The sequence below is a fragment of the Moritella sp. Urea-trap-13 genome (genome assembly GCF_002836355.1).
GTDB lineage: Bacteria > Pseudomonadota > Gammaproteobacteria > Enterobacterales > Moritellaceae > Moritella.
On sequence record NZ_PJCA01000038.1, the window covers coordinates 122159 to 147678 of the forward strand.

The following is a 25520-nucleotide window of genomic DNA, read 5'->3' on the forward strand; positions in this document are numbered from 1 at the left end:
AACCTAACCTTTATTTAATTTATGCTTAACCGCAAATTTTAAATTGTGAATGATACGTTTAACATTTTCTATGAAATTAAAATATTCTCTACGACAACGGGTTGTTATTAAACGTTTAGCATTTTGTTCGTAGCCAATATCAGAGTCAAATGAGGGGTCGACAGTCAATAATATCGGATCAATACCATAAGGTTCGACACCATTAATCCAAAAACGATCCATGTATATGTCAACAGCCATGTACCATTGCTTTGAATGTTGTAAGAATTTTTTCGCCCCATTAGGCGTTAAAAAATATCCCATGCCCCGCATGTGGCCCTTACTCGATCTATTTATAGTCAATTTATCGATTGTTGCTATATTTTTAACGCTAACTTTACGTCTATGATTAGAAAACAATCGAATACATTCATACTTAGCATCTAATTTTGGTGCTAAATTATAAAACGCAGTGAAATTTGGCTTGTCGAAAACAATATCATCTTCCAAAATAATAATCGGTTTATTAAGTTCAACGCATTTTTGCCAAAGTAAATAGTGGCTAGCATAGCAACCTAACTGGCCTTTGCTCAAAGACTTACATCGATATGCTTGGCTCAATTCATCATTATACATGTTCAGTATTTTTTGCTCTGAATCGCGACCATTGATCGCAGGAAAAATATTGAATTGAGCATGTAATGCATTTAGCTGTTCAGTAATATGTTGTTTACGCTCAACAGAACGTTTTAAATTTATAACAAAAATATCAATCATAAATATTAACAGCTAGCCTCATTATGGTTTTTTAATGTAAACATTAATAATAAATACATGAACAAGGGAGCACCATGATTTAACGGCACATCAGTTAGCCCCGCAACAGCATAAACAGTTACAACAGCAATAGCTATTTGCCTGTAGATACCTGCTGATGTAGAATAAAAGGGATAAATAAAGATGGTTAATAATAACATTAATCCAACAATCCCTCCTTTAACTAAACGATCCAAAAATTGATTGTGGTAATGACTAAACATTGTGACAACACTAATGACGTCGCCTTCGAGTGATAATTTTTCAAGTAGTTTTTGATGCCCGTCACCACTTCCTAAAATAGGATTAACCGCTGTATTTTTAGCTGCCGCCATCCACAATTGTAACCTGACACCGATTGAATTATTAAAATTACCTACTTTAATATCTTTTATTTCCGACTGAGTTACTGTCATGACGTGTTGCTCTATTCTAGGTTTCTCAACGTAAAGAGCAAAGGCAAAAATAGCAATAAAAATCAGAGAGTACTTCCAGCTAAACATTTTAATCTTTGGTGATAATATGACAAAAGCTGCAATAAGTAATGCTAGCCAAATGCCTCTTGTTGGATTCATAACTAAACCAGAGATTGATATCAACAATGCACATGCTAATATTATCTTATTCCGACTCTCCCGTTCATTAAGAAGACACACTAATGCTAAAATTGCGATTGTAGCCCCCATCGTACCGTGAGGAATTGCATTTATCGGCCATGCTCCACGAATAAGATGTAAGTACACACTAAAATAATAACTGCTCAAAAACAAAAATATGGAGCCAAAAAACAAAAGCCACTTCAAGACATGTGTATTAATCAGTTCGCGTGGGAAGGTTAACAATAACAATAAAACCCCTACCAACGCTCTTATTTCTCTAGAACTCGCGCCATGGTAATAGTAACTAAAAGCCGTATACCCAGTAACCACCAAAACAATCCATAGGCCTTTATCATGAATATTTTTTTTAATCGAATCAAAGCCATAACTTAATAAAGTCGCAATAATTGATATCATAATAGCGACAATCATCAACTTGTCGCCATTTCGCAATAATAGCAAGCCCGTAAAAGTCCATATAAAAGGCATTAATATTAGTATTTTCAATAATTTATCTGTCACTTTCCACTGACCCTTAAACATGTTAATTTCAGTTAATCTACTTAATCAAGCATTGAGTGATTACGCTGCGAATGTTAGCTTTATTTATATGACTAATCAAGACGAAAGAATGGGCTATCGCATAGACAATTTGATGAAATAGCTGATTTATCGGAACTAATACGTTTGATTTTCATTAATATAGTGGACATAAAAATAAATTTATTTACACTATCTATAGTATCATCCTCAGCCTACCCAACCAGTATAGCGATATCATATCAGGTTACTTATTTATGAATATATATTTATGCTCAACAGTCCGTCACCTTTTATTTTCACTGTTGAAAAGCTTACCTGAATCTGATGATAAAAATCTTATATTTATGATCACAGACCAGCAACACATAGATCAAACCAATTTTGATTGTAAAGTGTTACCGGCACACATCGACATAATTTTCATCGAAAGAGATAAATTAAGGAACCTGATTTACTCAGACGTTAAGGGCTACATAATCAAACAGATGGCGAGGTTTAACGTAACAACGTCCCCATCAACTCGCGAAAAAATAAGAAACTTACTTTTCAATCAATCACTTGACTTGTCATTGCACAGTAATGATATAGAACAAGGCCAGTTATTTTTATTTAATGATAGAAATAAAATATCGCGTCTATTTAGACTCGCATTTAAGAAATATACCTTGATTGAAGAAGGCCTAGCGAACTACAGCGGAATTAAATTAAATCCATTAAAAAAAATATACCGATTAATCACATTAAATAAATATAAAATGCGCTACTACGGTGATGATAAACGCTGTGAGAATATTTTTTTAGTTAATCATAAAGATGTACCTTATGAATTACGTGATAAAGTTAGATCTATCACTTTTTTACAAAATAAATCTTCAATCGAAACTTGTAAACAACTCTTTAAAATACAAGCAATAGAAAGCCCGCAATGTATTTTAGCAACTCAGCCACTAATAGAGACAGGTATTGATTTAGCCATTTACAGAAAAGTAATCGACTTGTGTCTTTCGCACAATATTGATTGTGTAATCAAACCTCACCCAAGCGAAAGCATCCAACGTTATATCGATGAATTTCCAAACATTCAATTAATTGAGAGTAAAATACCATTAGAGCTTATCGTTGTGAGCTCTCCACAACCATGTGCAATACTGTCCATTTATTCAACAGCAGGTATTGGATTCGAAAAATATTGCAAGCGTATTAACCTTATCCAAGATAGTGAAATAGAACAAGTAGACATGATTTTTAAACATTGGCGAAATGATTTTAGCTCAATAGATAAACGAATTTTTCAAGCTATAGAACAAGTAAAATAATAAAACATATTGGGATATTGAATCGCTATGAAAACAATTATGATTTTAGGCATAACAGAAGAGTTGTTTCCGCTAGTTGATATTGCTAGAGAAAATGGATATAAAGTTTTGGCTACAGATAGGAATCCAGATTCGGAAGGATTAAAGTATGTTGATATCCCAGTCATATTAGATTCTCTTGATAAAGAAAAGGTGCTCGAGCTAGCAGTTAAGTATAAAGTCGAAGCTGTTACGACAAGAACTGAAATGTTATTGCCAACGATTTCTTTTATTTGTGAAAAACTAGGTTTATTTGGTCCCTCGGTATTGGTTTCTTCTTTATCTAATGATAAATATTTATTTCGAGAATTCATGAAAAATGCAGGAGTAGCCGTTCCAGACTATTTGCTAGTCGATGAATGTACCACGGTTGAACAAATTGAAAATGAACTTGCATATCCTTTCATATTAAAACCAGTGGATTTTAGTGGTAGTGGTGGCGTTGTTCTTATTGAAAATAGAAAAGATTTTATAAAGCACAAGGCCGAATCATTAAGTAGTAGCGTATCAAAAAGAGCAATAGCAGAATCATTTTTATACGGTAAAGAATACAGTATTGAAACCGTTTCTCAACATGATGTTACTCATGTAGTTGCCATTACAGAGAAGCATATTGTCGGAGAGCAACGATTTGTCGAAGATAGACATATAATACCAGCTAATTTATCAGCCGCTGCAGAACAAAGTATAAAAAAAGAAGTGAAAGAGATGGCGAATGTCATGGGGATGAATAATTGCATAGCTCATACAGAAGTAATGTTAACTTCACGTGGCCCTGTTATCATTGAAACGGCCTCAAGACCAGGGGGAGATAATATTTGTTTCAAGTTGGTTGAATTAGCTACCGGTATCAATATGTATCGAAATATGCTCAATTTATCACTAGGTATTAAGGTCGACTATACCGCAACTAAAAAATCCTTCTCTGGGATACAGTTTATAACGCCTTTGAATAAAAGTGCTATAAATAAATGCCTCACTCTAAAAGAAGAACATAAAGTACCTACATTTATTGAATTCTATTTTAAAGATAATTTAAGTACAGAGCTTAAGCAATCAATAGATAGGTTAGGCTATTTTATTTGCAGTTCAAATCGTAGAGATACATTAAGCGAATTATTAGATTTTTATAAATAGTTAAAATGCTTTTTAGCTACTACCCCCCCCCTTAAACTAACTTAAGTATAGTTTAAGGGGGCGGTACATTAGCCGTATCATCTGTTATGAATTAAGAATAACTTCCGCTAACTTGAAATCAAGCTCATTATCAATATCAACCGATCTCAAGGCTGGCATTTTCATACTAAATACCGCGTTAGAATAACTAATACCTTGGTTGACAATAAGCGCATCCGTAGTAAAAGCATATACAGCACCATTCAAGCGGTAATAAGTCGGTAAATCTTGACTGCGCTTACCTTTAATATCTTCACGAATAAAACCGCCCATATTGTCATCGCCAGGAATTATATTACTCCAAAGCGGGCTGTGTTCACATTCACATACCGATACCACGCCATCGCCTTGCTTAGTCTCAAGCATGTCCAGTGCATCATCAATATCTGTCGATGTTCTCAGCGGAGATGTCGGCTGTAATATAACTACAATATCAAACAGTTCAGTGCGACTTAACGCATTTATCATATGTAAAATAACACTGTTCGTCGTGGCCGTATCACCGGCAATATCCTCCGGCCGCATAAAGGGAACATCCGCACCATATTGCTTGCTGATATCGGCAATTTCATTGCAATCAGTACTGACAACGACACGGTCGACATAGCGTGAATTCAACCCTGCATCAATAGACCAAGCAATTAATGGCTTGCCCTGTAGAGGTAGCACATTTTTACGCGGTAACCGCTTACTGCCACCGCGAGCAGGAATAATTGCCAGTACCTTCTTCCCTTTAATCATTCGTTCATTCCTAAACTATAAATATCCGCTTGTGCGCGATTAAAATCATCCATTCGACCGATATCTAACCAATACTCATGGATAGGAAACATCAGTACGTCTTTTTGCTTAGCGATATGCTGTTCTAATAACGTTGGCATATCGACAATATGATTAATAGGTACTGAGCGTGCTAACGCTTGGCTGACAACATAAATACCGGCGTTAACAAAGAAACGTTGGGTTGGTTTCTCTACCATGCTGATAATTTTATTACCTTCGCCATTAATCACGCCATAAGGGATTTGATAGTCATATTCACGTACACACATGGTCGCATGTGCAGCATTGTCATTATGAAATTCTAATAAACGTTCAAAATTAACTTTCGTTAATACATCACCATTCATCATGATAATAGGTAAATCTGGCATATTATTTGGTAACAAACCTAACGCACCACCAGTGCCTAATGGGCTATCTTCATGCACGTAATGAATATTGATCCCCCACTTACTGCCATCACCAAAGTGCGCTTGTATTTGCTCCGGCATAAAGTGGGTTGAGATATAAAAGTTAATAAATCCAGAATTTATAAAACTTAAAATAACCGTCTCTAATATGGGTTTATCACCAATATGTAACATGGGTTTTGGGCAGTTATCCGTTAATGGACGTAAGCGAGTACCAAAACCACCCGCCATTATAAAGACCGGATTTTCATGTCTATTTTTCATCATGGCATGCTGTAAAGTTTCCACACCAACGACTTTATCAGCCGATAAAATAGGGATAGAATTAATGCCTTTATTTTGCATTAGTGCTAACAATGATTTTTTGGTAGTACTCGCAGTCGCAGTCGTTGGCGTAGTAAACATAATGTCACGCACAGGTGCCGAAAGCGCAATATTATTAATTAATGCTCGACGTACATCACCATCCGTCACAGTGCCAAGCAACTTGTCGTTTTCGTCAACGACGAGTACAAGTTGCATCGCTTCTTTGTTAAGGACTTGTAATACTTCCTGAACATTAATATCAGGAGAAACTAAAATATTTTTCCAGTTATGGCTCATAACAGTTGAAACCTTACAGATTATCCATTTTTAATGGCTGATAAAATTAATCATGATTTATTATTGTAATGTTCTAAAATTTTTGTTCTAACTTAAGATATATTCACAGATTTTACTCATATCCTTCTCATCATATCGGCTATCTAATGGTATTGATAAAATTGAATGACAGAGTTCATTTGTTACTGTTGTGGCTTCAGGCCAATGCACTGCAAGAAAGATATTATGCCCCATCAACCTTCGCCTTACGGCATCACGGTTGGGCAATAATAATGGGGCAAAAGAATAACAATCACTTTGAATAGGTACTATATATTCACCTAAAAGTTCACATACAACTGCATAATTTTTACAGCGCAGCGCTCGCTCATTATCTAAATATTGATAAAAATCAATCGATTCTAAAACACTTCTTGAACTCGGCGAAAATATGCCCTTATGGTTATCTAAACAAGACTCTCCTTGATTAAATAAACTTAAATATACCTGTTCTTCGCCTTTATCAGCATTAAAATAATCATATTTATATTGCTTAGCTTGATACTTAAGCGTGGCAAATTCAGTCAATGGTTTGACATCAAGTTGTTTTAATCGTTGATTACTGTACAGCATACTAAAATCTGCCACCGCCGATATCTTTCTCAAGCTGTTAAATGAGTACCACGATTGACGAATATCGAGAATATGTGGATAAGGCGAAAAAACATCATCGACAATAACGCACTGCTTAAATGTAGCAACGGCACACTCAAATGAAGCCGTCGTCGCACCAAAGTATTTAATTAAATACAGCGCATCATAGTCATTTAAATTATCCGGTAATTGATAACTTAATTGACTATCGACAACGTAGAAATCAACATCAATATGATATTCAGCGAGCACATCTAAAATCACTTCACACAAGAAGTCAGGCAGTAATAAACGTTTAGATGCAAGTTGCGCGGATTCAATGATCCAACGCAGTGATGACCGCCCTGAATTAGTTAGCTCACGAAAGTAATCTTGTTGAGTAAGTTCTTGCTCACCACCGACATGGCGCATGTTAAAAGCGCACATCATAAAAAGATTTTATCGCTAATTTTTTAAGATCGACAGTTTGTAGTACTTTAATAACTTGCTCAGTACTTTCACCTTGTCCATAAGGATTAATAACACCTGCTAATTCATTTTGGTAATCAGCAGTATAGATTGTTTTTAGCGCTTGTTTTATTTGCATTGCATTACAAGTTACATCAATGACACTTGAGGCTCTAATACGGCCTTTTTGGCGGTCACCCATGTTAATACTAGCAACTTTAAAGGTTGGCGCTTCGACAATACCACTCGATGAATTACCCACCACTGCATCAATATAATGCAGTGCCGATAAATAACGGCGTTGACCAAGAGAAGTGAATGCAATCGCTTTATCACTATGTGCTGCAACATAAGTATCAATCAATGCATTAATCGCACGCCCACCCACATCTGCATTCGCCTTAGTAAAAATTAATAGCGTATCTTCTAATGCGTCAAGCTCTGCGACTAATAGATTAAAGTTAGCAACGGAAGTAGCACTATCTTCCGTTGTTTCTGGATGATAAGTGATTAAAATATTTTTACGTTTCAGCTTACAATCAATCGACGTTTCAAATTCACTCTGAGTAAAAAACTGCATACGTTTAAAGTTATCTAAACCCACTTCGCCCACGTTAAAGACGCTTGCAGGTTGCTCACCCATTTGGATGACGCGCTGTGCGTATTCTTCAATTGCCGTGAAATGTAATTGTGATAACTTAGTCACCGCATGACGGATCACATCATCAATGGCACCTTCGGTGATCTCGCCACCATTTAAGTGTGCAACCGGGATCCGCGCGATGTTCGCCGCCGATACAATGGGGATCAGTTCATAGCGATCGCCGAGTACTAAGACCATATCTGGGGCTAGTTCATCAAATGCCTCAGCAAAACTAATCTGCGCCAAGCCCATACTTTTACTTACGCCAACGGGGCTATCTGAAGAGAGTAAAATTTCTATTTTTTTGGTAATAGTCATCTCATCAGCAATGATTTGCTCAATGGTATAACCAAACTCGGGGGCTAAATGTGTACCAGTGACAATGAGTTGTAACTCAAGATCAGCGGCAGCATTAATATCATCAAGTAAACATTTTAATAAACCATACTCAGCACGTGTTGCTGTCACCACACAAATTTTACGCATGTTAAATTAACTCCCCAGCGCGATAATCTTGCTTGGCTGGCGTACCTATAATTTCATCCCAACGTGTTGGCGAAATACCCGAACCAGGACGTTTAATTTCAACCATCTCAGCCGTGAGTATGTCACCCGCACAAATGTCACAACCAGCAATCAAACTTTTTCGCACTATCACCCGGTTTTTAACTTCAGTCTCAGTCGGTACTTTCCAACCATTACCTAACGCCAGATCTATATTACGAATGGCTTTAACCATAGCAATCAATTCACTTGGGTCTAAACTGGCTTTATGGTCAGGACCTAACATGGTTTTATCTAAGGTAAAGTGTTTTTCAACGACACTTGCGCCCAAGGCAACAGAGGCAACCGGTACTTCAATCCCTAACGTATGATCAGAATAACCGACTGCCACACCAGGGAACGCATTTTTAATGGTTTGCATCGCCAGTAAATTAACGTCTTCTGGCGCAGTTGGGTAATCGGTTGTTGCATGTAACACAGTAATATCTGCGAGCGTTAATCCAGCGTCCGTCAATACCGATAATGCATGCTCGACCTCGGCAAGGTATGCCATACCAGTGGAAATAATCACAGGTTTACCGAATTTAGCAACATGGCGTAAAAATGGCGTATTGGTTAATTCACCAGAACCAATTTTAAAGATATCTTGCAGTGAATCTAAAAATGTAGCGCTTTGCTCTTCGTCCGGCGTTGACATAAACATAATATTCAATGAATCACAGTAGGCTTTTAATTCAGAGAAATCGTCATAACTTAATTCCAGACGTTTCAGCATTTGAAATTGCGATTCTTCAACTTGGGTATTTTCTTTTTGATACTCGGCCATTTCGGCATCTTCAGTAACAAGTAGCTCTGTTTTCCAAGTTTGGAATTTAACCGCATCTACACCTGCCGTTACTGCTACATCAATCAATTGCTTTGCCAGTGCAAAATCGCCATTATGATTAACGCCTGCTTCGGCAATAATAAATGTTTTATTTCTCATGTTTAAACCTCTGAATAACACCTTATGTGTATCATTCTTTATAACTAAATTTAGTGGTTATTAAATACAGTTCCGTATTCAACGTTCAATCATTACGCACGATATAACTGAAACATTTTTCGTGGATCATCTTTATGTTTTGACGCCCACAGTTTATTTAACTCGGCACGTTTTTCCGGCATAAAATCCAGCCCGGCAATATAAAACGGTTTAATGTGATCAGAAAACTTGGTTTTAAATTTAAATAGACTGTCATCGCTAGCAGACGTTCGTCCGCCACCTAACATCATCCATTTACACCCGTTTTGTTGTGCTCGCTCAAAAGCAAAATCCAATAACGCATAGTTACCATTTTCACGTAATAACTCACTGTTGTTTGCTGATAAATGGTAGTGAGCTAACTCACCCGTTTGCATAAAGAAGCCCATAGACACATGTTCATCAGCTAACTTTACCGCTAACAGCTCTACGCCTGGAATGGCTGATAATTGATTAAAGTAATCACGATCAAAATAATAAAATTCTGCGGCTTGGTTTTTATCCATGGTTTGTTGATATAGATTTAAAAAATCGTCCATCGCATCATCAGCTTGATGACGTGTTAACACTTTTTGGGTTTTGCGAATAATATTACGCGTCGTCTTTGAATATTTACTCCAACGCTCAGGCTGCTCCAACGTTAAATCAACGATCACTACCTGACGCTCTTGGCAGAAAAAATCAAAACATTCATCATGCTGCGTTAATGGGTTAAACGGATGAAAACGGATAAATTCACAAACGATATGCTGTTTAATACATTCCGCTTTATACGCAGCAAATGCCACTGTCAAAAATGCACTGTCATAACAGTTGGTCAGCGGACCGCCATAACCATAGGGTGTTTCTAGATCGTATAACTCTTCTGTAACAGGTATACCGGCAACCTGAGTGATTTGACGTTTAATCGATCTAAATATGATTTTATTTTCAGCTTGTTGAAAAACAAAATTAAACAATTCACCATCATTACTTTCATATAATGCGGCATAGGCATCTTGATAATAAATATCATCGCCTAAATTAATTACATGTTCAGTCATACTATTTTCCAACTGGGCTACTTGGTAAATTAATCAGGTGTGCTTCGACCCACTCAGATACGCTTAAATCACCGCGTAAGGCATCTTTAAACATAGGTAGGCGGTGCATCAGTTGCCAAATAGGTCTGGTCATGACACCACTTGCATTGGTTTTTTCTAACATTAAATTACGGCTAGCAACATCCGGGCAAATAATGGCATTTAACCAATAATTTGATTTCGCGTATTCAGGCTCTTGCACAAAGTGAAAATCACTGCCAGCAAAGAACGTCGCATAATTTGCAGCTAACTCTCGCTTTTGCTCAAGGAATGTGGGTAATACTTCCATCTGTGCACAGCCTAATGCCGCATTCAGGTTAGGCATGCGGTAGTTAAACCCGGCTTCGTCATGATAAAACTCATAAGGGTGTGGTACTTTCGCTGTGGTCGTCACATGTTTGGTATGTAAACCAACATCAGGATCACGACACAACACCATACCGCCGCCACCGGTGGTAATCACTTTATTACCATTAAAGCTAATCGCAGCAAATTCGCCTAAGCTGCCGGTATGCTTGCCTTTGTAGAATGAACCAAGACTTTCAGCTGCATCTTCGACCAAGACCAAATTCCAACGTAAACACTCAGCTATAAGCTCATCCATTTCGACAGGATGACCAAAGGTATGCATCGGGATCACGGCGCGAATACGCTGACCAGTGATCTTGTGTATACATTCACCTTGTGCATTCAACTTGGCAAACTGCTGTAGGTATTTTGCCATCGCTTGTGGGCATAAACCCAAACTGACTTTTGATACATCTACAAAAATAGGCTGTGCGCCCATATGGAATAGCGCATTACAAGTGGCGACAAAAGTAAGTGCTTGGGTGATCACCAGATCGCCAGCTTGTACTCCAGCCATATACAAGGCCGTATGCAAAGCAGCGGTGCCATTAACCGTTGCGACCGTTTTACCTGCACCAGTATAACGCTCAATATGTGCTTCAAAGTCATTCACATACTGACCAACGCTCGAGACGAATGTGCTGTCGAGAGTCTGGTTTACATAAGCTTTTTCATTGCCGTTAAATGTCGGTACATGCAACGGGATAAAGTCATCGGTGGCATACGTATCACGGACAAACTTAATTAGTTCATTATGCATTAACGCTATCCTACATTTTACTGTCTAAGTATTTACCGGTTTCTTTGTGGCCAAAATCAGGGATCATGGTAAAGAATAACTCGACTATTTGCTCTTTAGTCCAAGCGCAATCAGTTTTCATATCAGCAATAGATTGTTCAAATAAGGTCACTAGCTCTGCATCAAATAGTGCATCATTTTTAATGACACCCAAATTATTAAAACGTTGCATATCTAAGGTTTCATTATCAGTGAAAAATTCTTCAAAATCTTTCTCACCCGTGGTGTCGCTGTCCGTAAACAGGCATGGCCATTTACCTTGTTCGGGTAAGGTATCCACTAATGCACGTGCTTCATCTTCGTCTTTACATAAATACGGTTCATAACCGAGTTGTTTTAGGTATTTAATCGCGATATCGGCAAACGAGATCAAGTGTAATGACTCACTTAATTTAGGGAAAAAGATATCGCGATTTTCACCAAAAATACAAGACATCAGGCACAGTTCACCCGATTCTTTTGGCGTGACAAAATAACGTTTAATATCTTGTGGTGCCACGATAGGTTGACGCTTTTGAATGCGCTGATTAAATCCGTGCAATAACGAACCATCAGAAAAGGCAACATTGGCAAAACGCGCTGTTGAGATAGCAATATCAGCACTGCGACGCATCAGGAACATTTCCATAATACGTTTCGACGCGCCCATCATGTTTACCGGATTAGCGGCTTTATCAGTCGACACACAGAAATACTTTTTAGCGCCTGCAGCAGCGGCTTGTTGCATGGTTTTTTCAGTATTAAAGACGTTCACATCAATCATACGCATTAAGGTATATGGGTCTTTTTCACTACGCACATGTTTCAGTGCTGATAAGTTTAATACGTAATCGTATTGTCCATCCGCTTTAATAAACGCATCGTATTCTAATGAACCGATATCTAATGCAAATGTTTGGAAATCACCATCAATATAGCCAAACGAACTACGAATATCACGCACCAATTCAACCATGTTATTTTCACTGATATCGACAACATGGAGTTTCTTCGGCTGACGCTTAAATATCTCTTTTGTTACGGCTTGACCAATTGAGCCTGCACCACCTAAAACTAAAAAACGAGATCCAGATACGGCTTGTTGCAATTGTGCTTCGTGTTGCTGAATATCGGTGGTGAACAGTTCGTTTTCACGACCGATAAGAGATAAGATCGATGCCATTATCAATTGGTTCCTTAAGGTAACAATATATTAGGTTGACTGAGCTGATGACTCATCATTCAGTAATGTAAGCAGTATATCAAAATATGACCACATCTGTTAATTTCAGCATTTAACTTGTTGTAGCTATAACAGATGCCTAATATATCGCTTAACTATCTTCTTAACTATATTTAAACTTACTCACTCGGTCGCAATATCCGCGCATCCGGCACTAATTGCCCCAATTTTTCCGCTAACACCGCCTTTGCCCCTTCATCTCCATGCACTATTCGTATCTCTTGTGGTTTATGTTTGATGTGTTTGACAAAGTTAAGCAAGTCTTGCTGATCGGCGTGGGCAGAATAACCACTGATAGAATGAATACCGGCATTAATGGGGATACGTTTATCATTCAATGTCACATAACCACCCGTAGGTCCGTATTTTTGGATATCACGACCGGGTGTGCCTTGAGCTTGATAACCGACAAAGATCACATCGGCTTTGCTATCAGGTAAAAACTCGATGAGATAATTAACAATTCGCCCGCCACTGCACATGCCACTGGCGGCAATAACGATAGCGGGTTTGTTACGCTTAGCCAAATATTCCACCACACTAAGGTGGTCTTGATGGCTGTCTACCGTGTGCAGTTGCTCGAAATTAAGCGGATGGCGGCCTTGTTTTAGTATGCCTTGTGCTTCTTTGTCCCAAAGCTCTTTAAAGTCACGGTATTTACTGGTGAAATTAGCGGCCATTGGCGAATCGACGATGATTTCGATGTTTTTCCATAAGCTGTTTTCTGGTGCGGCATAAATAAACTGTTCTATTTCGTAGAGTAACTCTTGGGTACGGCCGATACTGAATGCCGGGATCAAGACCACACCATTATCACTGACCGCGTGTTCAATCACAGCTTGTAGTCTTTGGCTACGCTGGTTGCGATGCTCGTGGCGTTTATCACCATAAGTACTTTCGATAATCAGGGTATCAGCCCGATACGGGGCCCGCGGCGCTGATAATAATGGGCTGTAAGCGGCGCCCAGATCGCCAGAGAACACCAACCGATGACGGCGAATGGGTTTATCGGTGGCCAGTTCAATTTCGACATAGGCTGACCCCAAGATATGCCCTGCAGGACAAAAGCGGATCTTTTGGCGCTGATAACAGATTTCACCTTTATTTATATCTTGTTGCGGTATTTTCAGCACATCAATGGGACACCATTGATGGTAAGCCACGGGTATGAGTTGTTTATCTAATAAGGACAGGCAAGCTTGGATGAGTTTTTTATCGCGGGTGACACCAACTTTAAGGGCATCTTCAATGACAAGGGGTAGCAGTGCTGCAGTGGCTTGGGTTGCGTATATTGGACCGGTATAGCCTGCGGCTAATAAATAGGGAATGCGACCGACATGATCGATATGACAATGGGTGATAATGAGCGCTTTAATGCTACGGACATTAAAGTCGATAGAGAGTTGGTCTTTGTTGTTATTGTTAGCCGCGGCTTCAGTGCCTTGAAATAGGCCGCAATCAATTAATACTGAATTATAGTCATTCATATACAATTGATGGCAAGAGCCAGTTACGCCATTAACGGCACCGTGATGTAAAATACGCATAGCTTCCATCCTTGAAAGACAATTAAACGTTAAGTTTAAAATGTTATGCCAAGAAAGGTAATAGGTCGAGATACTGATTTAAGTATGATTTAAATCAGTATCTCGACCTATTATTATAACTATGTTTATTATGGATATATTAAGTTAGTTGAGTATCTAACACTGTGGCTTTCCATACTAGATCACCAATGCCATCGACAGGATTAAAACCAGTGGGAGCATCAAGTAACAACTGTCTAATCGCTTCATGATCAAAATCATGACATGCAGTATCTAACCTATCCAGTAATTGATTATAATTATCTAATGGTAAAAAATCTTCTTGAGCAGTCATGATCCGCTCATGAGCCGTTCTTTCTACATTATCATCACCAATTAACAGCTCTTCATATAATTTTTCACCTGGACGTAAGCCTGTATATTGAATTTCAATATCACCATAAGGATTGAATTCATCTTTAACTTCTAATCCCGAAAGGTGAATCAAATTTTTCGCTAAATCAACAATCTTAACAGGTTCCCCCATATCAAGTACAAATACATCTCCGCCTTTACCCATCGCACCAGCTTGGATAACCAACTGTGCAGCTTCAGGGATCGTCATAAAGTATCGAGTGATATCTTCATGAGTCACGGTAATAGGGGCCCTGTTTTCAATTTGACGCTTAAACACTGGAACAACAGAACCCGAAGAACCCAATACATTACCAAAACGTACCATACAAAAACAGGTACCTAAAGTTCCGTCTTTTTCATTAATAGCATTTTGCTGCTCAGCCAAGGCTTGCAAACCTAGCTCTGCAATTCGTTTAGTTGTACCCATTATATTTGTTGGGCGTACAGCTTTATCCGTAGAAATTAATACAAACAATTCAACTTTAGCTTCAATAGCAGCGCGGGCCGCATAATTAGTACCAAAGATATTATTACGAACACCTTCAACAACATTATATTCAACTAGTGGTACATGCTTATAAGCTGCTGCATGATAAATAGTTTGAACTTTAAAGCTTTCCATTACTTTCGATAAACGATTAATCCGTTGAACAGAGCCAAGTAAAGGGATAACATTAATGTCTAAACTTTCCTTCTCAATCAGCAAAGACAATTCTCGGTCTATCTGATACAAAGCAAATTCAGACAACTCGAACAATACGAGTGTTTTTGGTTGGTTCCGAATAATTTGACGACACAGTTCCGAGCCAATAGATCCGCCAGCGCCAGTCACCATAACGACTTTATCTTTGATGTTTGCTTCCATTAACGACTGCTGGGGAGTAACAGAATCGCGACCTAAGAGGTCCTCAATAGAGACATCTTTAAGTTCCTCAATACGAGCATCGCCAGAAATGATATCCTGCATTTCTGGAACAGTTCTAATTTCAACAGATAATAACGCAACATGCTCTAACACTTCTTTACGTCGACGACGAGAAGCACTCGGTATCGCAAGTAGAATTTGTTTTACACCATGTTTTACAATCACTGATTTCACATCATTAACGCTATAAACATACAACCCCATCATCATGGTATTCATCAATGTTTTATCTTCATCAACAAAGCCGATAACCTGATGACTTGATGACTGGCGAAGAGCAAGTGCCAATTGTCGCCCTGCACTCCCAGCACCATAAATAACCACAGGTATACCGACTTTATTGGATGACTGGGCGACTAAACTTCGGACAATTAATCGACTACCTCCGATTGAAATAGCCAAAAAAGCACCATAAATAATAGGTAAAGAACGAGGGATAAGCGCATCAAACCAGAAAGCGAAACCAGCCATTGCAACTGCTGAAAATACAGTCCCGAGCCCGACTATAGCTAATACGTGTAGGCTAAGATACCTTAAAACCGCTCGATATAGACCTAATTTAGTAAAAACAAGTAAAGTTAAAATTAGCGTACTAGACAATACATATAAGCTATCAGTAGTGTCTAACATCGCAAATTTACCGATTCTGACCCAGTAAGCGCCAAAGAAAGATAATACGATGAAAAAGAAATCAATGCATATACTAATCAGGCGTTTTTGATAACGAGGAAGTGACCAAATAGAGTTAAGGTTTAGCATGAAATATCGCTTTAGTTTATAAAATAAATGAAATGAGAATAATATTCAATAGAAAAGCAAACTCTGAAAAAGATATTCAGAGTTTAATGCGAACTCAAAGATTACTTTTGAGCATTTAGTAAAATATTACGTATCACTACACATGTTTTTTCAATTTCAGAATCGAGTAACGTAGGGTGAACTAAGAACATCAGACTCGTGTCACCCAGCTCAACAGCATTTGACAAGCGTTTTTCAGGACGCCAAGGCGTATTATCAAACGCTTTCTCTAAGTAAACCTCAGAGCAACTACCTTGAAAAGCTGGAACGCCACTAGCTGTAATAGCTTCAACTATACGATCTCTTGTCCAACCCTTTGCTAAGTGTTCAGGTCTCACGAAAAGGTAATGCTTGTATTCAGCGTGCTCACTGTATTCAGGTACTTCAACGATTCGAACAACATCAAGATCGCTAACCACAGTATCAATAGCACTACCGTTAGCCTGGCGTTTTGTCGTCCAGTCCACCATACGAGTCAATTGAATTCGGCCAATGGCCGCTTGCATTTCAGTCATGCGCCAATTGGTACCAAAGCTTTCATGCAGCCAACGGAATCCTGGTGGATGTTGACGTTCATAGATGGCTTCGAAGCTCTTACCGTGATCTTTATAAGACCACATTGCAGACCAAAGCGCTTTGTCATTGGTCGTGACCATACCGCCCTCGCCACCAGTGGTCATGATCTTATCTTGACAGAAAGACCAAGCGCCAATATGGCCAATAGAGCCAACCGATTTACCTTTATATTTAGCACCGTGCGCTTGGGCACAATCTTCAATCACGTAAAAATCATGTTTTGCTGATAACGCCATAATAGCATCCATTTCAGCAGGCATACCTGCTAAATGAACCACTATCACAGCCTTCGTTTTTGGTGTTAATACTGCAGCAATCGATTCTGCGGTAATATTTTGGCTGTTTAAATCAACATCTGCAAATACAGGTGCTGCACCGCTCGTTACAATAGAAGAGGCTGATGCTAAAAACGTGCGAGAAGTCGTGATAACTTCATCACCAGCACCGATATTTAACGCTTTCAACGCTAAATCGAGCGCCAAAGTACCATTACCTAACGCAACTGCATATTCACAATCAGCGAAAATGGCGAATTCTTTTTCAAATTCACGCCCTTCTGTGCCAGTCCAGTAGTTTACTTTATTTGATAATATAACTTCGGATACTTTATCAGCCTCTTCTTGTGTAAAAGAAGGCCATGAAGAAAAAGAGGTATTCAGCATAATTTAATACTCGTAAAAGCCTTGTTTAGTTTTCCGACCCAAATGATTTGCTCTAACCATTTTTCTTAACAGTGGGTGAGCACGATATTTTGGATCGCCAGTTTCTGCATATAACGTTTCCATTATTGATAAATTAACATCGTTACCAATTAAATCAGCCAATGCCAATGGTCCCATTGGATGATGGGCACCAAACTTCATGGCTTTATCTATATCTCCAGCTGTAGCAATTCCTTCTGCAAGTATACTCACAGCTTCATTGATCATAGGTATCAACATTCGATTTACAACAAAACCTGGAGCTTCATTAACAACAACAGGTGTTTTACCTATTGCATCCGTAAACGCTACCAATCTAGTTACCACTTTTTTACATGTCACATGGCCAACGACAACTTCAACTAGTTCCATTACTGGTGCTGGATTAAAAAAGTGCAACCCCACTACATTTTCTGGATTATCGAATAATGAAGAGAATGCAGTGATAGACAGAGATGAAGTATTAGAAGCGATTATCGTTTTATCTGACACATACGGTTTAATTTCTTTATAAACAGCATTTTTAACATCAAAATTTTCGGCTACAGCTTCAATAACAAGATCTGAGCCTTCAATATGGCGATAATTATCACTTACTTTTAGCTTTACCTTGAAAGCTAACAGTTCCTCATGACTAAGCTTTCCTTTACGCTCTAAACGGGAAATATATTTATGACATGCTTTTTCAACCCGACTCGATTGACTCTCTCCACGAGTGATCACATTAAGTTCAGTCACTTCAGCCGAAGCAATCAAAACTTGTGCGATACCACACCCCATCGCACCACTACCAACTATTGTAACTTTCATACCCCTGGTAATTCCTTTAATTTTCTAGCTGGATTACCAGCGAATATATAATTTTCAGCTATATTTTTTGTAAGAACGGCGCCCATTCCAAGCATTGAACCTTGTTCTAAGGTTAACCCTTGACGTAATACCGCACCAGTCCCGATCTCAACACAGTTATGTAACCTAACGTTACCTGAAACTGCAGCCATCGGCGCTACAGTAACAAAATCATCAAAACAGCATTCATGACCAACTGTAACATTTAAATTTAAAATACAATGTTTTCCAATAGAGATATCAACAGTTAGTATGCTCCCAGCACAGATCATTGCACCTTCACCAATGTCTACATACTCAGACATACGTACGCTAGGGTGAATTAGTTTAGTAAACGTTGGCGTTCCTTTTAATTTCATTTTGTTAACCACTGAACGACGGGTACGTGGAGAACCAATAGCAATAACAAATTCACATGCTGAAAAATTATGCCAATCATCTACAACACCAATGATTGGCACACCAGCGATCAAAGAGCCTTGTATATCAAGGTTATCATCCAGAACACCTTTAATAACTCTGCCACAATCTCGAGCTAACCATACGATTTCTTTGGCAAAACCACCGCCACCAATAATTACTAATTCTTTCACTTTTGGCTTCCTTCAAATTTAGTCATTGTAGCTTCCCCATCTTGGGATATACCTTCACGTACAAATACTTTTTTTACTGTCAAAAGTAAAATTTTAATATCTAACCAAAATGATTGATTTTCAACATACCAAACATCAAGTTCAAATTTTTGTTCCCAACTAATAGCATTCCGTCCATTCACTTGTGCCCAGCCAGTAATACCAGGGCGAACATTATGGCGTGATGCTTGTTCCTTATTATATAAAGGTAAATATTCAACCAGTAATGGCCGAGGTCCAACCAAGCTCATTTCACCTTTCAGTACGTTCCAAAGCCCAGGCAATTCATCTAAGCTACTAGAACGAAGTTTTTCACCAAATGGCGTTAAACGCTCTACATCAGGTAATATATTTCCATTTTCATCATTAGCATCTCGCATACTGCGAAACTTTATCATTTTAAATACCTTTCCATTCAACCCCGGACGTTGCTGATAGAAAAATACTGGTTTTCCAAGATTTTTAGCAATTTTTCGACTTGCTATAAACATAATTGGAGATAACAATAGTAAAGAACAAAAAGAAACCACGATATCGAATATTCTTTTTAACACTTGATCCATTCCTTCTTATCAAAGTCATACTTTTTAATAACTTTTGCTGGATTTCCAACAGCGATAGTATACGGCGGTATACTTTTTGATACAACAGAACCAGCGCCGATCACAGAACCGTCTCCTATAGACACTCCAGGTAATATCATCACACTCTCACCGATCCAAACATTACTTCCAATATCAACAGCACTTGATTCTAGAGGTCTAGATATAGGGCAAGTATTAGGCGCACTAAGCTCACATGGTGTTTTAAAACGGCCATGTCCATGATCAGTTATAAAGACTTTACTCGCAATCAAGGTATTACTTCCGATCGTTACTTTATCTGCAACGCCCAAATGACAATAATCATTAAGTTGAACGTTGTCGCCGATCACTAATTCAGATGTCTCACTTATGATATCAATTCTTAAACCAACACCAGAAGTTAAAGATTTCCCTAAATTTAAAATCCCATTATTTCTAATATAGAAAGGGCGTCGAATAACTCGAACTCCAGAATAGAAACATCGAGAAATGATGACATCTAGAATTAACTTAATTAATCCCCAAAACCCATAGGTCAAATACATTTTCTTCATTAGTTATCACTTTTTTGAATTGAAACAGAATAACCACCAAAAATAAGCTATCAATGATTCTATTTTACCTCGCCTAAATGAAAAAACATTTACAATTTTAGATAACTTATAGATTTTAGAACCGTTAATATTTATATTTTTCTCAGTATTTAAAGAGTCCATGAAACTGACGTTATTATACAACCACCCTCCAAAAATCATTTTTAAAGATTCCATAACACTTCTCGTCGCACCATAAACATTATTATCATGTTGACGATACAAAATGTAAGAATTACTATCAGCATACCAATTTAAAGAAGATGTACGACAAATATAGTAAATAGCCCAATCATGAGACACGTCTGCGGATAAGTTTAATATGTCACAATTATTCAAAGCTAATTTACATGCTTCAAATAGCTTTACATCTAAGACATATGTACAACCGGCACTAGCCCCTTGAAAGTAGTGGTCAAAATCGCACTTACTATCATTTTTTATGAGTTTCCCATATTTTTCTTTACCGTCATACAAATCTAAATTACTTGAGTAACCATTTGCCTTACTTTCCTTTAATTTATTAATCGCCGATATTACTTTTTTATCACACCAAATATCATCTTGATCTGAAATAGATATCCAATCAAAATCATTTAAAGGTAAATCCCTAATTGCTCTTAAAAAATTTTTCCCCGCCGAACCAGAAGCTTCGCACTGATTAACAATTATTTTTTTTGAGTTCGCAATAGATGGTTCTAATAACATCGTTTGATCTGAGCTACCATCATCAAAAATATGTATTGTAATATCAACATCTTTTTGATTTAAGATTGAATCTATCTGCTCTTTAATAAAATATATTGGATTGTATGTTGCCATAATGACGGCTACTTTAGGTTTTTTCATATAAGTACTCTAAACTGTATAAAAAATATTAATAAAAGGAAGGGAAGAACAATTATAGGATTACGCTTAAACAATTCATCTTGATGGAGTAAAACGCCTCGACCTGCTATAAGATACGCTAAAATAAAAATAGAGTACCTTATTCCTGCGGTACTTGATAATACGAACACGACATTTAAGCTTAACGTTAATGCCAACGCAATTAACTTACTAGAATTAAAAACTTTAGTATCGACAATAAATAACAAACATAAAAAATTAATAATTAATACATATGCCATTTTCATAAAACTATATTCATAACCTCGTAAATAGACAGCTCTTTCACCTAAAAAATCTAAATTTATATTCTGAATTATAAATTCTTTTAATGGTGAGCCAACTAATAAAACTAACAACGAAATTAAAAATAAATAGCGATAAGATTTAACACTACTATTAAATATAAAAACAAACAACTTAGAGAATATCAAAGCACCGGTAATAATAAAGACACTATCATGAAACAAGCTACCTAATATAAAAAAAATAAATACATGAGTATAACGCACTTCAGATTTGAATATTTTAAGTGACATGATAAAAAATAAAAAATATAATGGTGCAGCTCTTAATGTAGTAGTCAAGAAAATAGGTAAATACAGAGATAAAAAAACAACCATTGGATAAAGGTAGTTAACATTATTCCGAACATAATACATTGACAATATGAAAATAAACATCTGAACAAAAAAAGCTAATATATCTACATTATTTATATTTTCTATCATTATAGGCTGAATTAATATAGCTTGCGTTAAAAACTCAGTTAAATAAGTACCCTTACTCCATTGCACACTACCGTTAGCTATTGAAAGGTAATTATTATAGTCAGGAAACTTATCCCCTCCAATTAAATAATAAACAGTTAGAGTTATAATGAACAATAAAAAAAAATAAAATAATGTTAAATGTTTCATAGCATCATCATTAAAAATATGGTTGTTACAATAAATAATTGGGCGTACATTCGAGCTTTAAGTAAAGACTGTATTGATGAGCAAACATTATCACCTGAAAATACGGTTTGATCTAATTCTTGAAATATTTTCGGCTCAATTCTAGAAAAAATTACTGCTGTAGCGACAAAATTCAATGCTTGTCCAGTATAAGTCGCCATCATCCGAAACTCCGGATACCTTATAGCAATGAAAAATGGCAATATAAATGCCAAGCCTATCAACCAAGTACTAAAGACAGTATAAAAAAATACCCGATCAAAACTAGCGTCATTTATTGTAACATTTATTTTCATATTTTTTAATTCAGGATAACTAAACGCTGCGACAGGCCTTAATAAAAAGACAATTTTATCCCTGAAGGATTGATAAGTAAAAAATAAAATGCTCAAAATAAAAGAAAAAACAAAGGCCCCCATAACTAATGGTAATATTCCATCTCCTAAATTTAAAAATTCAAACATAAAAGATAAAAGCATTAAAACAAAGACATATATAATCCTTGCCAGATACTGCATCCAATTAGCTAAACCTAAAAATTGCCGAGCGTATATTTCAGAATGTACACCTTTCAGTGTGTACGCATGCATTTCGATAACCTGAGATATCGAAATCAAAAAAAACACTAATATAGATAAAACTATATCAATCATATACGATCCACCAATTTAAAATATAACCTTTTCATTATTTCGATTCCATCATTAATCGAGTAAGATATTGACCATAATCATTTTTCATCATAGGTTTTGCTACCGCAAGTACCTGCTCTTTACTTAACCAGCCATTTCGCCATGCTATTTCTTCTAAGCAGGCCACTTTTAGACCTTGCACATGTTCGATAGTTTGAACAAACGAAGATGCTTCGTGCAAACTCTCATGAGTACCAGTGTCTAGCCAAGCAAACCCACGGCCTAGCAGCTCAACATTTAAAGAGCCGTTTTCAAGGTACATTTGATTAATACTCGTAATTTCTAACTCACCACGCTCAGATGGTTTCACTTTTTTAGCAAACTCAACGACTCGATTATCGTAAAAATATAAGCCTGTGACCGCATAATTTGATTTAGGTTTCTTCGGCTTTTCTTCAATGGAAAGCGCGCGCATATTATCATCAAAATCAACAACCCCGAAACGCTCAGGATCTTTGACTTGATAGCCAAACACAGTTGCCCCAGCTTCACGAGAAGCAGCCTTTTTCAGTATGTCTGAAAATGATTGTCCATAAAAAATATTATCACCGAGTACTAAACAGACATTATCATTGCCAATAAATTGTTCACCAATTAGAAATGCTTGCGCTAAGCCATCAGGACTTTCTTGAATCGCATACTCAAGATTAATACCAAAATCACTACCATCACCGAGTAAACGTTTAAAACCGGCATGATCCTCAGGCGTTGTAATGATTAACACATCTCGAATACCCGCTAACATTAATACTGATAATGGATAAAAAATCATTGGCTTATCATAAATAGGAAGTAACTGTTTTGATACTCCGCGTGTTAACGGGTAAAGACGTGTACCAGAACCACCGGCAAGAATAATTCCTTTCATGTTATTTATCCCCATGACTTTCTGATGCGCCTAAGCGCTCAAGATTATACGAACCATCTAATACGCGAGACCACCATGTTTTATTATTTAAATACCATTCAACAGTACTTTTAATTCCTGATTCGAAAGTTTCCTCTGGGGTCCAACCTAGCTCTAGCTCAATCTTTGAAGCATCGATTGCGTAACGCACATCATGTCCAGGTCGATCTCTCACGTAGGTAATCAAATCTTGATAATTAGCAACACCGTCAGGCTTGTTTGGGACTAACTCTTCAAGTAATGAGCAAATAGTTTTTACAACATCAATATTTGATTTTTCGTTATGACCACCGATATTGTAGGTTTCACCGACAATACCTTCAGTGACCACTTTATATAAAGCACGCGCATGATCTTCAACAAATAACCAATCACGGATCTGCATACCGTTACCATAAACAGGCAAAGGCTTACCCGCTACGGCATTTAAAATAACTAATGGGATCAATTTTTCAGGGAAATGATAAGGGCCATAGTTATTAGAGCAATTAGTTACTAATGTTGGTAGCCCATATGTTCTCTGCCATGCACGAACTAGATGGTCACTTGCAGCTTTTGACGCTGAATAAGGGCTACTTGGTTCATACGAAGTTGTTTCTGTAAATAAGTCATCAGTTCCTTCTAAATCGCCATATACTTCATCTGTAGAAATATGGTGAAAACGAAATGCATTTTTAGCAGTTTCTTCTAATTTATTCCAGTACGATCGAGTTGCTTCAAGTAACGTATAGGTACCAACAATATTGGTTTCAATAAATGCCGCAGGACCATCAATTGAACGGTCTACATGAGACTCCGCCGCCAAATGCATTACTGCATCAGGCTGATATTTAAAAAAAACTCTATCGAGCTCTTCACGATTGCAAATATCTATTTTTTCAAACGAATAGCGAACACTATTTTCAATATCAATAAGTGAATCTATATTTCCAGCATAAGTTAACTTATCTACATTGATGACTGTATCATTCGTATTATTAATTACATGACGAACAACAGCAGAGCCGATAAAACCAGCGCCACCAGTAACTAGGATTTTCATATTTCCCTCTTGTATAATTCTTAAATTCACTCACGAGTGTGAGACTGTTAATAAAAATGAATTAAATGTCCGCTATGAAAATCAATAATATGTAGTGTTAAAATACCTACCCATTACAAATTCCGATTGCTAAATCAGTGCAGTTAATAACATGTACAATTTTTAGTCATATTAGGATTACCATTTAATGTAAATTTCATGACTATAAAGCACATTTATTTAATTCAGAGTAGTGTGTTTTAATTTAATAACGTAGATAGCATCTAGTATGCAAGGATAGGAAAAGCATATGCTCACAGCTGCGCCCAATAAAAACAAACGCTACCGCCTAGGGTTGCAGTTCCCCAAGACTGATAAGGCACCAAGATTATAGTCGATACCCGTTGGGCATTAAGTAAATCGGCATATTAAAGCCCAGTATTTTGCCACAAGTCGTTTTCTTTATCAACTGGAGAGCCCCTAGTT

General features: G+C 37.3%; 24 protein-coding genes. 2 read left to right on the forward strand and 22 right to left on the reverse strand.

The window, feature by feature from the left end; translation table 11 throughout:
- Positions 1-3 precede the first annotated feature (3 nt).
- Together CXF93_RS18540 and CXF93_RS18545 are read right to left on the reverse strand one after the other, a co-directional pair.
- Positions 4-756: a glycosyltransferase family 25 protein gene (locus CXF93_RS18540; RefSeq protein WP_101063994.1), complete on the reverse strand. Its 753-nt coding sequence runs from the start codon at positions 754-756 to the stop codon at positions 4-6.
- 5 nt (positions 757-761) lie between these two features.
- A complete protein-coding gene (locus CXF93_RS18545) occupies positions 762-1916 on the reverse strand; it encodes an O-antigen ligase (protein WP_101064070.1) in 1155 nt (384 codons plus the stop codon).
- A 275-nt stretch (positions 1917-2191) separates the two neighbouring features.
- On the opposite strand from CXF93_RS18545, the gene CXF93_RS18550 reads away from it, so the two are divergent.
- On the forward strand, positions 2192-3253 hold the full coding sequence (locus CXF93_RS18550) for a glycosyltransferase family 52 (RefSeq protein WP_101063995.1): 1062 nt from the start codon (positions 2192-2194) through the stop codon (positions 3251-3253).
- Positions 3254-3280: 27 nt separating this feature from the next.
- Entirely contained in the window at positions 3281-4429 is a 1149-nt protein-coding gene (locus CXF93_RS18555; RefSeq protein WP_101063996.1) for an acetyl-CoA carboxylase biotin carboxylase subunit family protein, read from the forward strand.
- Between the two features lie 84 nt (positions 4430-4513).
- On the opposite strand, the gene CXF93_RS18560 is transcribed toward CXF93_RS18555, so the two are convergent.
- From CXF93_RS18560 to rfbB, 20 genes are all read right to left on the reverse strand, one after another.
- Positions 4514-5209 (reverse strand): cytidylyltransferase domain-containing protein, encoded by a 696-nt coding sequence (locus tag CXF93_RS18560; protein WP_101063997.1) that lies wholly within the window; start codon positions 5207-5209, stop codon positions 4514-4516.
- On the reverse strand, positions 5206-6264 hold the full coding sequence (locus CXF93_RS18565; RefSeq protein ID WP_101063998.1) for a nucleotidyltransferase family protein: 1059 nt from the start codon (positions 6262-6264) through the stop codon (positions 5206-5208). Before CXF93_RS18565 ends, CXF93_RS18560 begins: the two co-directional genes overlap by 4 nt.
- An 87-nt stretch (positions 6265-6351) precedes the next feature.
- Positions 6352-7308: a hypothetical protein gene (locus tag CXF93_RS18570; RefSeq protein ID WP_101063999.1), complete on the reverse strand. Its 957-nt coding sequence runs from the start codon at positions 7306-7308 to the stop codon at positions 6352-6354.
- Position 7309: 1 nt separating this feature from the next.
- Positions 7310-8473: a UDP-N-acetylglucosamine 2-epimerase gene (gene neuC, locus CXF93_RS18575; RefSeq protein WP_101064000.1), complete on the reverse strand. Its 1164-nt coding sequence runs from the start codon at positions 8471-8473 to the stop codon at positions 7310-7312.
- A 1-nt stretch (position 8474) separates the two neighbouring features.
- Complete coding sequence (gene neuB, locus CXF93_RS18580) at positions 8475-9476, reverse strand: N-acetylneuraminate synthase (RefSeq protein ID WP_101064001.1); 1002 nt, start codon at positions 9474-9476, stop codon at positions 8475-8477.
- 92 nt (positions 9477-9568) lie between these two features.
- Positions 9569-10558, reverse strand: coding sequence for a GNAT family N-acetyltransferase (locus CXF93_RS18585; RefSeq protein ID WP_101064002.1), 990 nt, complete (start codon positions 10556-10558; stop codon positions 9569-9571).
- Between the two features lies 1 nt (position 10559).
- Positions 10560-11705, reverse strand: a complete 1146-nt coding sequence (locus CXF93_RS18590) for a LegC family aminotransferase (RefSeq protein WP_101064003.1) — start codon at positions 11703-11705, stop codon at positions 10560-10562.
- Between the two features lie 10 nt (positions 11706-11715).
- A complete protein-coding gene (locus CXF93_RS18595) occupies positions 11716-12906 on the reverse strand; it encodes a UDP-N-acetylglucosamine 4,6-dehydratase (RefSeq protein ID WP_101064004.1) in 1191 nt (396 codons plus the stop codon).
- A gap of 179 nt (positions 12907-13085) precedes the next feature.
- Positions 13086-14513: an MBL fold metallo-hydrolase RNA specificity domain-containing protein gene (locus CXF93_RS18600; protein ID WP_101064005.1), complete on the reverse strand. Its 1428-nt coding sequence runs from the start codon at positions 14511-14513 to the stop codon at positions 13086-13088.
- A gap of 139 nt (positions 14514-14652) precedes the next feature.
- Positions 14653-16593 (reverse strand): nucleoside-diphosphate sugar epimerase/dehydratase, encoded by a 1941-nt coding sequence (locus CXF93_RS18605; RefSeq protein WP_101064006.1) that lies wholly within the window; start codon positions 16591-16593, stop codon positions 14653-14655.
- Between the two features lie 101 nt (positions 16594-16694).
- Positions 16695-17870 (reverse strand): DegT/DnrJ/EryC1/StrS aminotransferase family protein, encoded by a 1176-nt coding sequence (locus CXF93_RS18610; RefSeq protein WP_101064007.1) that lies wholly within the window; start codon positions 17868-17870, stop codon positions 16695-16697.
- Between the two features lie 3 nt (positions 17871-17873).
- Entirely contained in the window at positions 17874-18719 is an 846-nt protein-coding gene (locus tag CXF93_RS18615; RefSeq protein ID WP_101064008.1) for a 3-hydroxyacyl-CoA dehydrogenase family protein, read from the reverse strand.
- Positions 18716-19351 carry an acetyltransferase gene (locus CXF93_RS18620; RefSeq protein WP_101064009.1) on the reverse strand — a complete coding sequence of 212 codons (636 nt, stop codon included), beginning with the start codon at positions 19349-19351 and terminating at the stop codon, positions 18716-18718. The genes CXF93_RS18615 and CXF93_RS18620 overlap by 4 nt, the downstream gene beginning before the upstream one ends.
- The gene (locus CXF93_RS18625; protein ID WP_101064010.1) at positions 19348-19953 is read right to left on the reverse strand and encodes a sugar transferase; all 606 of its coding nucleotides are present in this window, start codon (positions 19951-19953) and stop codon (positions 19348-19350) included. Before CXF93_RS18625 ends, CXF93_RS18620 begins: the two co-directional genes overlap by 4 nt.
- Complete coding sequence (locus CXF93_RS18630; RefSeq protein WP_198551707.1) at positions 19938-20528, reverse strand: DapH/DapD/GlmU-related protein; 591 nt, start codon at positions 20526-20528, stop codon at positions 19938-19940. Before CXF93_RS18630 ends, CXF93_RS18625 begins: the two co-directional genes overlap by 16 nt.
- Before the next feature lie 6 nt (positions 20529-20534).
- A complete protein-coding gene (locus CXF93_RS18635) occupies positions 20535-21416 on the reverse strand; it encodes a glycosyltransferase (protein WP_101064011.1) in 882 nt (293 codons plus the stop codon).
- Positions 21413-22375 (reverse strand): hypothetical protein, encoded by a 963-nt coding sequence (locus CXF93_RS18640; RefSeq protein ID WP_101064012.1) that lies wholly within the window; start codon positions 22373-22375, stop codon positions 21413-21415. Before CXF93_RS18640 ends, CXF93_RS18635 begins: the two co-directional genes overlap by 4 nt.
- Positions 22372-23067: a hypothetical protein gene (locus CXF93_RS18645; protein WP_101064013.1), complete on the reverse strand. Its 696-nt coding sequence runs from the start codon at positions 23065-23067 to the stop codon at positions 22372-22374. The genes CXF93_RS18640 and CXF93_RS18645 overlap by 4 nt, the downstream gene beginning before the upstream one ends.
- A gap of 34 nt (positions 23068-23101) precedes the next feature.
- On the reverse strand, positions 23102-23974 hold the full coding sequence (gene rfbA, locus CXF93_RS18650; protein ID WP_101064014.1) for a glucose-1-phosphate thymidylyltransferase RfbA: 873 nt from the start codon (positions 23972-23974) through the stop codon (positions 23102-23104).
- A 1-nt stretch (position 23975) separates the two neighbouring features.
- Positions 23976-25055 (reverse strand): dTDP-glucose 4,6-dehydratase, encoded by a 1080-nt coding sequence (rfbB, locus tag CXF93_RS18655; RefSeq protein WP_101064015.1) that lies wholly within the window; start codon positions 25053-25055, stop codon positions 23976-23978.
- Between the last annotated feature and the right edge of the window lie 465 nt (positions 25056-25520).

Coding starts and splice junctions, on each gene's coding strand:
- CXF93_RS18540 (WP_101063994.1), bottom strand. CDS start 756: ATGATTGATATTTTTGTTATAAATTTAAAACGTTCTGTTGAGCGTAAA.
- CXF93_RS18550 (WP_101063995.1), top strand. CDS start 2,192: ATGAATATATATTTATGCTCAACAGTCCGTCACCTTTTATTTTCACTG.
- CXF93_RS18555 (WP_101063996.1), top strand. CDS start 3,281: ATGAAAACAATTATGATTTTAGGCATAACAGAAGAGTTGTTTCCGCTA.
- CXF93_RS18560 (WP_101063997.1), bottom strand. CDS start 5,209: ATGATTAAAGGGAAGAAGGTACTGGCAATTATTCCTGCTCGCGGTGGC.
- CXF93_RS18565 (WP_101063998.1), bottom strand. CDS start 6,264: ATGAGCCATAACTGGAAAAATATTTTAGTTTCTCCTGATATTAATGTT.
- CXF93_RS18570 (WP_101063999.1), bottom strand. CDS start 7,308: ATGCGCCATGTCGGTGGTGAGCAAGAACTTACTCAACAAGATTACTTT.
- neuC (WP_101064000.1), bottom strand. CDS start 8,473: ATGCGTAAAATTTGTGTGGTGACAGCAACACGTGCTGAGTATGGTTTA.
- neuB (WP_101064001.1), bottom strand. CDS start 9,476: ATGAGAAATAAAACATTTATTATTGCCGAAGCAGGCGTTAATCATAAT.
- CXF93_RS18585 (WP_101064002.1), bottom strand. CDS start 10,558: ATGACTGAACATGTAATTAATTTAGGCGATGATATTTATTATCAAGAT.
- CXF93_RS18590 (WP_101064003.1), bottom strand. CDS start 11,705: ATGCATAATGAACTAATTAAGTTTGTCCGTGATACGTATGCCACCGAT.
- CXF93_RS18595 (WP_101064004.1), bottom strand. CDS start 12,906: ATGGCATCGATCTTATCTCTTATCGGTCGTGAAAACGAACTGTTCACC.
- CXF93_RS18600 (WP_101064005.1), bottom strand. CDS start 14,513: ATGCGTATTTTACATCACGGTGCCGTTAATGGCGTAACTGGCTCTTGC.
- CXF93_RS18605 (WP_101064006.1), bottom strand. CDS start 16,593: ATGCTAAACCTTAACTCTATTTGGTCACTTCCTCGTTATCAAAAACGC.
- CXF93_RS18610 (WP_101064007.1), bottom strand. CDS start 17,870: ATGCTGAATACCTCTTTTTCTTCATGGCCTTCTTTTACACAAGAAGAG.
- CXF93_RS18615 (WP_101064008.1), bottom strand. CDS start 18,719: ATGAAAGTTACAATAGTTGGTAGTGGTGCGATGGGGTGTGGTATCGCA.
- CXF93_RS18625 (WP_101064010.1), bottom strand. CDS start 19,953: ATGGATCAAGTGTTAAAAAGAATATTCGATATCGTGGTTTCTTTTTGT.
- CXF93_RS18630 (WP_198551707.1), bottom strand. CDS start 20,528: ATGAAGAAAATGTATTTGACCTATGGGTTTTGGGGATTAATTAAGTTA.
- CXF93_RS18635 (WP_101064011.1), bottom strand. CDS start 21,416: ATGAAAAAACCTAAAGTAGCCGTCATTATGGCAACATACAATCCAATA.
- CXF93_RS18640 (WP_101064012.1), bottom strand. CDS start 22,375: ATGAAACATTTAACATTATTTTATTTTTTTTTATTGTTCATTATAACT.
- CXF93_RS18645 (WP_101064013.1), bottom strand. CDS start 23,067: ATGATTGATATAGTTTTATCTATATTAGTGTTTTTTTTGATTTCGATA.
- rfbA (WP_101064014.1), bottom strand. CDS start 23,974: ATGAAAGGAATTATTCTTGCCGGTGGTTCTGGTACACGTCTTTACCCG.
- rfbB (WP_101064015.1), bottom strand. CDS start 25,055: ATGAAAATCCTAGTTACTGGTGGCGCTGGTTTTATCGGCTCTGCTGTT.